Genomic DNA, 10,874 nt, shown 5'->3' with positions numbered 1-10,874 from the left:
GCGTATTATCTGCGAAAGCCCGTACGTTTTTCCATCGGTAAACTGTAATGGTTCCGTTAAGAAAGGTCAGGCTTTCCAGCCGCCGCCCAGCGCTTCATACAGTGTGATTTTCTGGTTTAGCTGGCCCAGACGCGCCGCAATCCAGGCCTGCTGGGCGCTGTAAAGCGAGCGCTGCGCCACCAGCACATTCAGATAGTTGTCAATGCCTTGCTTATAGCGCAATTCAGAATAGTCGTAATCGCGCTGGTTCGCCGCCACCTCTTTTTCCAGGGCCGTTAGCTGATCCTGCCAGGTGTCCTGACCGGCCAGCGCGTCGTTCACCTCTTTAAATGCGGTCTGGATCGCCTTCTCATAGTTGGCGATTTCGATTCGCTTCTCAATTTTGGCGATATCAAGATTGGCCTGATTCACGCCGCCGTCGAAGATCGGCAGGTTGATCGAGGGCACAAAGGACCAGGAGGCGGTTCCGCCCTCCAGCAGATGCCCCAGCGAACTGCTGGCCGAACCGCCTGACGCCGTCAGCGAGATGCTGGGGAAAAAGGCGGCGCGCGCCGCGCCGATATTAGCGTTGGCCGCCTTCAGCGTATGCTCAGCAGCAATAATATCGGGACGGCGGGTCAGCAGATCCGACGGCAGACCCGCCGGGGTCGCCAGGAAGTCCCAGCGATTATTCAGCGTGGCGTTTTTCAGCAGATCGACCGGCAGATCGGTACCCGCCAGCAAACGCAGCGCGTCGACATCCTGGCGCACCTGACGTGTGTAGCTCGCCACGTCCGCTTCGGCGCTGCGAACCGTGCTCTCCGCCTGTGCCACATCCACATCGCTGCTTACGCCGCCGCGGTAGCTGAGCTGGGTTAATTCATAGGATTTCTGCTGGCTCTGAGCGGTCTGCTGCGCCAGATGCAGCAGATCGTTATCGGAGCAGAGCGTCAGCCAGGCTGACGCCACCTGGGCAATCAGCGCAATGCGCGTGGCGCGCTCGGTCGCCTCGGTGGAGAGATACTGCTCCTGCGCCTCGTCGCGCAGGCTGCGCAGACGGCCGAAGAAGTCGAGCTCCCAGGAGGTGACGCCCAGCCCGGCGTTAAGCTCGTGATAGGTCACCGCGCCGGAGCTTTTGGTGCTGTAGAGATTGGCGGGCTCGTGAGCCGAAGTCTGGCTGGCGGTGGCGCTGATCGACGGCAGCAGCGCGGCGCGGTTGACCTGCACCGCCGCGCGCGCCTGCTCGACGTTAAGCGCCGCGACGCGCAGGTCGCGGTTATTCTGCAGCGACAGCGCAATCAACTGGCGCATGCCTGCATCGGTAAAGAAATTCTGCCACGGCAGATCGGCCACGTTGCCAACGGGCGTCTGCTGGTCGTAGCGCGTCTCGACAGGCATGGCCGGGCGATGGTACTCAGGCTGTAGACTACAACCCGCCAGCAGCAGAGCGAGCGGCAGCAACGTACAGCGAACATTAACGATCATGATTAACTTCCTCAGGGGCCGCGTTCTCTTTCTTACGTGAGAAGAACTGCGCCACGACTACGTAGAACATGGGAACAAAGAAGATGGCGAGGAAGGTTGCGGTGATCATCCCGCCCACTACCGCCGTACCGATAGAGTGCTGGCTGCCCGCGCCCGCGCCGCTCGAAATGGTCAACGGCAGCACGCCGAGGATAAAGGCCATCGAGGTCATAATGATGGGACGGATACGCAGCCGCGCCGCCTCTAGCGCCGCCTCGACCAGGCTCTTGCCGTCGCGCTCATGCAGCTCTTTGGCGAACTCGACGATCAATATCGCGTTTTTCGCCGCCAGCCCGACGGTAGTCAGCAGGCCGACCTGGAAGAAAACATCGTTCTGCAGGCCGCGCAGCAGCACCGCGCAGAGGGTGCCGAGAATGCCGAGCGGCACCACCAGGATTACCGAGAAAGGTATCGACCAGCTCTCATAGAGCGCCGCCAGGCAGAGGAAGACCACCAGGATCGAGAGAGCGTAGAGCTGAGTGGTCTGCGAGCCGGACGTCTGCTCCTCATAGGAGATGCCGTACCACTGCACGCGGAAGCCTTTCGGCAGTTTCGCCGCAATCTCCTCAACCGCCTTCATCGCCTCGCCGCTGCTGTAGCCCGGCGCGGGCGATCCCTGAATCTCCTCCGCCGTCATGCCGTTAAAGCGCTCGTAGTGCGGCGAGCCGCTGACCCATTTGCCGCTGCCGAAGGCGGAGAACGGCACCATGGTTCCGCTGCTGTTGCGGAAGTACCACTTATTGAGATCCTCCGGGGTGACGCGCGACGCCGCCTTGCCCATCAGATAGACCTGCTTGACGCGGCCGTTATACATAAACTGGTCGATATAGCTGGAGCCCCAGGCCACTGACAGCGTGTTGTTGACGTCAGACATGCTGAGGCCGAGCGCGCTGGCGCGTTCGTCGTTGATCTCCAGCTGGTACATCGGCTCATCTTCCAGGCTATTCATACGCACCTGCGTCAGACGCGGATCCTGGTTCGCCAGCTGCAGGAACTGGTGGGTGGCGTCCATCATCTGCTGATGGCTGTGCCCGGCGGTATCCTGCAGGTAGAAGTCAAAGCCGGTGGCGTTGCCCAGCTCCATTACCGCAGGCGGCACCATGGCAAAGACTTTTGCGTTCGGGTAGCTGGCGAAATGCGCGCTGATACGCGCCGCCAGCGCCTGGACGCTCTGGCTGCTTTGCTTGCGTTCGCTCCAGTCTTTGGTGCGCACGAAGACCATACCGCTGTTCTGTCCGCGGCCGGCGAAGCTAAAGCCGTTAACCCCGAACATGCTGCTAAATACCGAGGCTTCGTTCTTTTGCAGATAGTCGTTGATATCGTTAAGCACCAGCTGGGTGCGCTGCGCTGAGGCGTTTACCGGCAGCGTGACCTGTAACATCATCACCCCCTGATCTTCCTCAGGCAGGAAGGTGGTCGGCACGCGGGTGAAGAGGAAGCCGGTGACGCCAACAATCACCAGATAGACAACGATAAACAGGCCGCGCCGCGAGATCACTGTGCTCACGCCGCGCGTGTAGTACAGCGTGCCGCTGTCGAAATGACGGTTGAACCAGCCCGCAAGCCCGGTGGTTTTATGTTCCGCCGAGGCGCGTTTAAGGATCGTGGCGCAGAGCGCCGGGGTAAAAATCAGCGCCATCAGCACCGAAAGCGCCATCGCCGAGACGATAGTGATAGAGAACTGGCGGTAAATCACCCCGGTCGAGCCGGCGAAAAAAGCCATCGGCAGCAGCACCGCCGAGAGCACCAGCGCGATGCCGAACAGCGCGCCCTGAATCTGCTCCATCGACTTGATGGTGGCGGTTTTCGGATCGACCTGCTCTTCGTGCATCACGCGCTCGACATTCTCCACCACCACGATGGCGTCATCCACCAGCAGCCCTATCGCCAGCACCATGCCGAACATCGTCAGGGTATTAATGCTGTAGCCGCTGGCGGCGAGAATGCCGAAGGTGCCCAGCAGCACGACCGGCACCACCATGGTGGTGATCAGCGTTGCACGCAGGTTCTGCAGGAAGATCAGCATTACGAAGAACACCAGCACGATCGCTTCGATCAGCGTTTTCACCACCTCTTCGATCGAGGCGCTGACCACCGGCGAGGTGTCATAGGGATAGACCACCTCTACGTTGTCCGGCAGCGAATCTTTCAGTGAGGCAATAGTGGCGCGCACCGCTTTGGCGGTATCCAGCTCGTTGGCGCCGGTAGCCAGACGCAGCGCGATCCCGGCGGAAGGCTTGCCGTTCATGATGGAGTCGATGGTATAGCTCTGCGGCCCCAGCGCCACGCTGGCGACATCTTTCAGGCGGATTTGCGAACCGTCGCTGTTGACCTTGAGCAGCACGTTTTCAAACTGGCTGACCGTCGTAAAGCGCGACTTGCCCAGAATGGTGGCGCTGGTTTTCGCGCCCGGAATGGTCGGCAGCCCGCCGAGCGAGCCGGAAGAGACCTGCACGTTCTGATTGTTGATGGCAGTGGTGACGTCGCTCGGCATCAGGTTATATTTGTAAAGCTTCGCCGGATCGAGCCAGATGCGCATCGCATATTCCGCCCCCATCACCATAAAGTCGCCGACCCCTTTGGTACGCGAAATCGGATCCTCCAGCTTCGATACCAGCATATCCGCCAGATCGCCGTTGCTCAGCTTGCCGTCTTTCGAGATCAGGCCGATCACCATCATGAAGTTTTTCTGGTACTTACGAATACGGAGTCCCTGCTGGGTGACGTCAGTGGGAAGCTGCGACTCAGAGAGCGAGACGCGGTTCTGCACCTGGACCTGGGCGATATCGGGATCAACGCCCTGATTGAAGGTGGCGATAATCTGCGCGCTGCCGTCGCTGGCGCTGCTCGACTCGATATAGCGCAGGCCATCCAGCCCGTTAAGCTGCTGTTCAATAACCTGCACCACGGTGTTTTGCGTGGTCTCCGCGCTGGCGCCCGGATAGGTGACAGAGACCGATACTGCCGGCGGCGAGATATCGGGATACTGATTCACCGGCAGGCTCAGCGTGGCGATAGCGCCGACCAGCATCACGATAATGGCCACAACCCAGGCGAAGATCGGACGCTCAATAAAAAATTTAGACATGACCTCTCCTTTACTGCGCTGACGGATCGGTCATCGACAGACTGACGCCGCCAGCAGCCGGCGTATCCTGGCTGTTCGCGGCCTGAGCATTGACCTTTATGCCGCTGCGCACGCTCTGAAGTCCGTTGACGATAACCTGCTCGCCGCTCTTCAGGCCGCTGTTGACCAGCCAGTTGCCTTTCACCATCTCGCCGGTCGTAATGTTGCGCTGTTCTACGCTGCTGTCCGGTTTAACGACGTAGACATAGGGCTGCCCTTTGGCGTCATGCATGATCGCCTCCTGCGGCAGCAGAATGCCCTGCTGCTGCACCCCCTGCGGAAACACGGCGTGTACATACATGCCGGGCAGCAGCTCGTTATGCGGATTCGGAAAAATGGCGCGCAGCACGACAGTGCCGGTCGTCTCGCTGACGTTCACCTCGGAGAACGCGAGTTTGCCTTCCAGCGGATAGGTGCTGCCATCTTCCAGCTGCAGCTTCACGGTGGCGGTGTTGTCATCCACTTTTTCCAGCTTGCCCTGCGCCATGGCGCGACGCAGGCTCAGCAGATCGGCGACCGATTCGCTGACGTCGACGTAGATCGGATCGAGCTGCTGAATAGTGGCGAGATAGTCGGTCTGCCCGTTGGTAACCAGCGCGCCGGCGGTGACCAGCGAGCGGCTGATATGACCAGCGATCGGCGCTTTCACCAGCGTGTAGTCCAGATTGACTCTGGCAGTCTCGAGATCCGCTTTCGCGGAGCGCTCCGCGGCAACCGCGTCGTCATAGGTCTGCTGGCTGATGGCGTGCGCCGCCGCCAGCGGCTGATAGCGCTTCGCTACCATTGCGTCGTTCTGCCAGGTCGCCAGCGCTTTGTCATAGGCCGCTTTATAGGTGGCCGGATCGATCTGGTAGAGCGGCTGCCCGGCTTTCACTTCGCCGCCTTCGGTAAACAGCAGTTTCTGTATCACGCCGCTTACCTGAGGGCGTACCTCAGCAGTCTTTACCGCATTGGTGCGGCCAGGCAGCTGTTTCATTAACGTTACGGGCTGGCTTTTAACCGTTGTTACGCCTACTTGCGGGATGCTGGAGGCAGCAGGCTGGCCTCCTCCCTGATCGCAGGCCACCAGTAAAAACACCACGCTGGCAGAAAGAAATTTCAGACGCATAGTTCTTCTCATTACAGGGGAAAGTAACGAGAGTGATTACTCTCGTAGGGGAGTCTATTGTAGAGAAGCGCCCATACAGGAATCTGTTAAGGTTGCGTAAAATATATTTTCCGGACGAAAATTCCGCGCTTTTGTGCAGCATTCCCGCACGTTTCGTTCAGGACTGAACCGGTTTAACCTTGAGGTTCGATGCCGCGACGACGCAGCTCGCGGCGCGCCAGCTCTTTAAGCCAGCAGGCGAGCGTCACGTTTTCAGCATCCGTCAGTTCACGCAGCTGCTGATGCAGCTGGTAAGGGATACGTAGTTGAAACGCAGCGGATCTTCCTTCGCCGCGCGGCGTTCGATCTTTGGTTTTCGGCATAGATGTTTCCCTGAGCGACAGAGCGCCTTTTACGGCGCTACCCACGCCGCAAAAGGCTAACGTCCCGTCATGGAATGCAGGATAACGGTTCGTTGCAGTTACCCTATCGCACCAGCTTTTTTTTTGTTCGCGTCAAAGCGTTAAGGGTGGGTTAAGAGATGTGAGCAGATTGCGGCGGGTTAACAAAAGACAAAAAAAACCCACGCATCCGCGTGGGTTGGTGCAATAAACAGGGTGGATTATCCTTGCGGATATCGCTGCCTGAGCAGCGCGTCTTCGCACCTATCAATACCTCTGGGACTGCTATCCTCGCACTCTGCAGCGGGACAAAACAGCGCGAAAACGCAACGGAATTCGGGGAAATGAAACCAGGTATGAATAAGCTCCATTCCCGGTTACATCCTGATTTTATTAAGATTTATCTGAAGACTTACTGTAAATCGCATCCGGCGCGATATTCATATGCTTCAGCACTGGCCCCATGATATTGCCGAAGATGGGCGCGGCGACCGAGCCGCCGAAGTGGTCCCCGGCGGTGGGATGGTTGATCATCACCACCAGCGCCACTTCCGGATGACTGGCCGGCGCAATGCCGGCGGTATAGTTGATATAGCCGCCATCATATTTGCCGCTGTCGCCCATCTTCTCCGCCGTACCGGTTTTCGTCGCCAGCCGGTAGCCAGGCACCGCCGCTTTGATACCCGTACCGCCTGGCAGCACGTCACTCTCCAGCATATGCACCACCTCTTTTACCGTTTCCGGATTCGCTACCTGCTTGCCGAGCACTGGCGGCGTCACGCGGGTAATCGACAGCGGACGATAAACGCCGAAAGCGCCCAGCGTGGCGTATTCACGCGCGATCTGCAGCGGCGTTACGCGCAGGCCATAGCCGAAGGAGAAGGTCGCGCGCTCGATATCCGCCCAGCGCTGACGGTGCGCCGGAAAGTAGCCGACGCTCTCGCCGGTCAGCCCCAGCCCGGTAGGTTTGCCCAGGCCAAACGCCTGATAGGTATTGACCAGCGCCTCGGCGGGCATCGCCAGCGCGATATGGGACACGCCGATATCGCTCGATTTCTGCAAAATGCCGGTCATGGTCAGGCGCGGCCAGTGGCCGACGTCGCGGATCAGGTGGCCGTTAACCCGATACGGCGTAGTGTCGATCACCGAATCGGGGCGCACCAGATGACGCTCCAGCCCTTCCATCACGACCAGCGGCTTCACCGTGGAGCCGGGTTCATAGCTGTCGTTGATCGCCGCGTTGCGCATCTGCGCCGGAGTGGCGCCGTCGTAGTTGTTCGGGTTAAACGACGGATAAGAGGCCATGCCAAGAATTTCGCCGGTATCGATCTTTATCAGCACCGCCGCGCCGGAATCCGCTTTATTCAGCAGCACCCCATCGCGCAGCTTGCTGTAGAGGGTGTATTGATCGAACTTATCGATGCTGAGCTGCACTGTCGGCGGCTGCGTCGGCGGCGTATAGCTCAGCATTGAGATAATATTGCCCGCGGCGTCCTGACGGTACACCTCTTTGCCCGGCACGCCCTGCAGCAGCTTGTCATAGCCTTTTTCCAGCCCGTTCAGGCCGGAGTTGTCTGCGCCGACGATGCCGATAAGCGGCGCGGCCGCCTCGCTCATCGGGTAGAAGCGGCTGTCGTCATAGACTTCGCTGATGCCCTTCAGGTGCAGCTCGGCGATATCTTTGGCGATGCCAAGCTCGATTTTACGGCCCAGATAGAGAAAGCGGCGTTTCGGGTTGGCGGTGATCTGCGCGGCGATCTGCTCTGGACGCATATTCAGCGCCGAGGCCAGGTAGGCCCACTTGGCGCTAAGAAAGTCGGGGTTCGCCTCCAGCACGCGCATTGGATCGGCGATAACGTCACGCGAGGGCACCGAGAGCGCCAGCGCTTCGCCGTTGCGATCCAGCAGGGTGCCGCGGTTGGTCGGCAGCGTGACGGTGCGCAACGAGCGCTGGTCCGCTTCGTGCTCCAGCATCGGCTGGTTAAGAAACTGCAGATCGGCGATGCGCGCCAGCAGCACCACCATGCAGGTCAGCACGCCAAGGCAGATCAGGCGAAAGCGAAACGGGTTAAAAGGGGCTTTGATCTGGTCTTTTCCCAGTAGTTTTTTTATCCGGGGCATGGCAATCCGCTGCAAAGAAAAAGTAAAAAATATCTCCGCGAGCAGTTATAAAGAAAGCGTTACGTTGTTAACAGGAAAACTGTGTATCAGTTCGTAATCGGCGCGCCAGGCAAAAAAAAACCTGCGCATCTGCGCAGGTCGGTGTAATCAAGAAAATCTATTGATGTTCACCCATCAATACCTCTGGGACCCTGACTGTAGCAAGGCCGCGAGACGGGCTGCCATCACTCAAACGCAACAGTGTCCGGCAAAATGTAACCAGCCATGTGTTTGTTAAGCAATTTTGCAAACCGCATGTTTTTTGATGTCTACCAGGCAACTCATGGCGTTCGGCCCCTGCGTCAGCGACGAGGTGCCGATATCCAGCGTCAGCACATTAGGGTTGCCCGCGCGGTCGAACGGCTGCCACTCTGCGCCGAAACCGGGATCGAACCAGGCGCCGGTGGCGACGATGACCACGCCCGTCGTCAGACCGTCGGTCAGGCGCACGCCCGCCAGCATCGCGCCGCGTGCGTTGCGCACTTCAATCACGTCGCCGTCCGCAATGTCGCGCGCCGCCGCGTCCTGAGGATGCATATAAAGCGTTTCATGTCCGGCGGTTTTGTTGCCCTGCACCGTCGGCGTGGCGTCAAGCTGGCTGTGCAGCCGATCCGACGGCTGGATGGAGATCATATGCAGCGGGAACTGCTCACTCAGCGCCGCGCCCAGCCACTCCTGCGGCTCGCGCCATTCAGGGTGACCGGCGAAATCCGCCAGCTGATAGTCGGCGATGGTCTGGCTGAACAGCTCAATCTTGCCGCTGGCGGTCTTGATCGGATGGCGCTCGGGATCGGCGCGGAAATCCTCCATAAAGAGATAGGGCTTGCCCCCTTCCGGGATCTCGACGAAGCCGCGCGACCAGAACTCTGCGAACTCCGGGAAATCGATCCCTTTGCGCGCATGCGCCACCGCGCACTGCTGGTAGAGATACTCAATCCACTGGCGTTCGTTGCGTCCCTCGGTAAACGCCTCGCGATAGCCGAGACGTTCGGCCAGATCGGCGAAAATATCAAAATCGTTGCGCGCCTGATGCTGCGGCCTGATCGCCTGGTGCATCGCCAGCACAAAGCGGTCGCGCGACGAGCCGCCGATATCGTTGCGCTCCAGCGTGGTAGTCGCGGGCAGCACGATATCCGCCATCTGCGCCGCTGGCGTCCAGACGATATCCTGCACCACCACGGTATCGGGCTTCTGCCAGCCCTCGACCAGTCGGTTAAGCTGCTGATGATGATGGAAAGGATTACCGCCCGCCCAGTGCACCAGATGAATGTCGGGATAGGTCAGCGTTTCCCCCTGAAAGGTATAGGGCTGGCCCGGATTGAGCAGCATATCGCTGATGCGCGCCACGGGAATCGACAGGCCCGAAGGATTGGGGCCGGTGGCCATCAGCGGCGCGGGGCCGTCCTGACGCGGGTTGCCGACGCTGTTCATCGAACCGTGGCCAAAGGAGAAACCGGCGCCCGGCAGGCCAGGCTGGCCGAGCATGGACGACAGCGCAATCATCATCCAGTAAGGCTGCTCGCCGCGATGGGCGCGCTGAACCGAGTAAGAGCAGGTAATAAAGCTGCGCTTGCCGATCAGCTGTTCAGCCAGTCGGACAATGCGCTCCGGCGGAATGCCGGTGATGCGGCTCGCCCAGCCGGCGGTTTTGGCGACGCCGTCGCTTTCGCCCAGCAGGTAGGCGCGCAGCTGCGGCCAGCCGGTGCAGTGGCTGGCGAGAAACGCCTCGTCCACCGCGTTGCGCTGGGCGATCTCATAGCCCAGTGCCAGCATCAGCGCCACGTCGGTATTGGGGCGAATCGGGATCCAGTCGGCGTTGACGAACGCCGGGCAGTCATCGCGCATCGGGCTGATATTAATAACCGGCGTGCCTTTGGCCGCCAGCTGCTCCAGCGCCGGTTTCAGGCTGTGCTGGCCTGCGCCGCCCGACGCCACCTGGGCATTTTTCAGCGCCAGCCCGCCGAAGGCAACGAAAATTTCCGCGTGCTCCACCACCTGCGGCCAGTCAGTCACGCGCCCGGTCAGCGGCATATAGGTGCCGATCACATAGGGCAGAAAAAACTGCGCCGCTCCCCAGCTGTAATTGCCCTGCTGATCGACGCCGCCGCCGCCCTGAAAATAGAAGCGACGGATCAGGGTACGCGCGTGGTTGACCCGGCCCGCCGACGACCAGCCGTAAGAGCCGTTGAAAATGCCTGAGGCGCCGTAGCGTTCGCGGATGCGGCGATTTTCGTCCGCCACCAGATCCAGCGCGGTCTCCCAGTCAACGGCGACGAAATCTTCTCGTCCACGCAGCGTGCGGTCGCTTTTTTCGCGCGCTTTCAGCCAGGAGCGGCGCACCATCGGCTGGCGAATACGTTTGTCGGAGTAGACCAGCTCGGGAATGGTGTTCAGCATCGGCGACGGATCGGCGTCGGCGAAGAACGGCTCGCAGCCGATCAGGCGATCGTTTTCAGTTACGGCGGAGAATGCGCCCCAGTGCGCCAGATGCGGCACTCGCTTTTTCATGGTTTCTTTTACGGCAGGTAAGGGAAAAACGCAGGATACCACGCGACCCTGCGCCGGGTTAAGCCTGGAATTTTGCCCCTTTTTGCGA

6 protein-coding genes are annotated in these 10,874 nt (G+C 60.0%); all 6 read right to left on the bottom strand.

The annotated features are described in order from the left end of the window. Nucleotides 1–66 precede the first annotated feature (66 nt). The 6 genes from EKL29_RS14940 to EKL29_RS14915 all read right to left on the bottom strand — a co-directional run bounded on the left by EKL29_RS14940 (nt 67) and on the right by EKL29_RS14915 (nt 10,786). Nucleotides 67–1,464, bottom strand: coding sequence for an efflux transporter outer membrane subunit (locus EKL29_RS14940; protein ID WP_126690084.1), 1,398 nt, complete (start codon nt 1,462–1,464; stop codon nt 67–69). Further along, nucleotides 1,454–4,591, bottom strand: coding sequence for an efflux RND transporter permease subunit (locus tag EKL29_RS14935; RefSeq protein ID WP_126690083.1), 3,138 nt, complete (start codon nt 4,589–4,591; stop codon nt 1,454–1,456). Before EKL29_RS14935 ends, EKL29_RS14940 begins: the two co-directional genes overlap by 11 nt. A gap of 10 nt (nt 4,592–4,601) precedes the next feature. Next, nucleotides 4,602–5,738: an efflux RND transporter periplasmic adaptor subunit gene (locus EKL29_RS14930; RefSeq protein WP_126690082.1), complete on the bottom strand. Its 1,137-nt coding sequence runs from the start codon at nt 5,736–5,738 to the stop codon at nt 4,602–4,604. A 173-nt stretch (nt 5,739–5,911) separates the two neighbouring features. Continuing rightward, complete coding sequence (locus tag EKL29_RS14925; protein ID WP_120454474.1) at nt 5,912–6,100, bottom strand: toxin-antitoxin system HicB family antitoxin; 189 nt, start codon at nt 6,098–6,100, stop codon at nt 5,912–5,914. 411 nt (nt 6,101–6,511) lie between these two features. Next, a complete protein-coding gene (locus EKL29_RS14920) occupies nt 6,512–8,239 on the bottom strand; it encodes a penicillin-binding transpeptidase domain-containing protein (RefSeq protein ID WP_120454476.1) in 1,728 nt (575 codons plus the stop codon). Nucleotides 8,240–8,512: 273 nt separating this feature from the next. After that, nucleotides 8,513–10,786 (bottom strand): molybdopterin guanine dinucleotide-containing S/N-oxide reductase, encoded by a 2,274-nt coding sequence (locus EKL29_RS14915; RefSeq protein WP_126690081.1) that lies wholly within the window; start codon nt 10,784–10,786, stop codon nt 8,513–8,515. Nucleotides 10,787–10,874: the final 88 nt, after the last annotated feature.

The organism is Pantoea sp. YU22, from assembly GCF_003970755.1.
In the GTDB taxonomy this organism is placed as follows: Bacteria; Pseudomonadota; Gammaproteobacteria; order Enterobacterales; family Enterobacteriaceae; genus Pantoea; species Pantoea piersonii.
The sequence above is the reverse complement of the archived record's forward strand: the minus strand, read 5'-3'. Positions and strand labels throughout refer to the sequence as shown.

Excerpts from the sequence above, each read along its gene's own strand:
- EKL29_RS14940 (WP_126690084.1), bottom strand. The coding sequence starts at position 1,464 with ATGATCGTTAATGTTCGCTGTACGTTGCTGCCGCTCGCTCTGCTGCTG.
- EKL29_RS14935 (WP_126690083.1), bottom strand. The coding sequence starts at position 4,591 with ATGTCTAAATTTTTTATTGAGCGTCCGATCTTCGCCTGGGTTGTGGCC.
- EKL29_RS14930 (WP_126690082.1), bottom strand. The coding sequence starts at position 5,738 with ATGCGTCTGAAATTTCTTTCTGCCAGCGTGGTGTTTTTACTGGTGGCC.
- EKL29_RS14925 (WP_120454474.1), bottom strand. The coding sequence starts at position 6,100 with ATGCCGAAAACCAAAGATCGAACGCCGCGCGGCGAAGGAAGATCCGCT.
- EKL29_RS14920 (WP_120454476.1), bottom strand. The coding sequence starts at position 8,239 with ATGCCCCGGATAAAAAAACTACTGGGAAAAGACCAGATCAAAGCCCCT.
- EKL29_RS14915 (WP_126690081.1), bottom strand. The coding sequence starts at position 10,786 with ATGAAAAAGCGAGTGCCGCATCTGGCGCACTGGGGCGCATTCTCCGCC.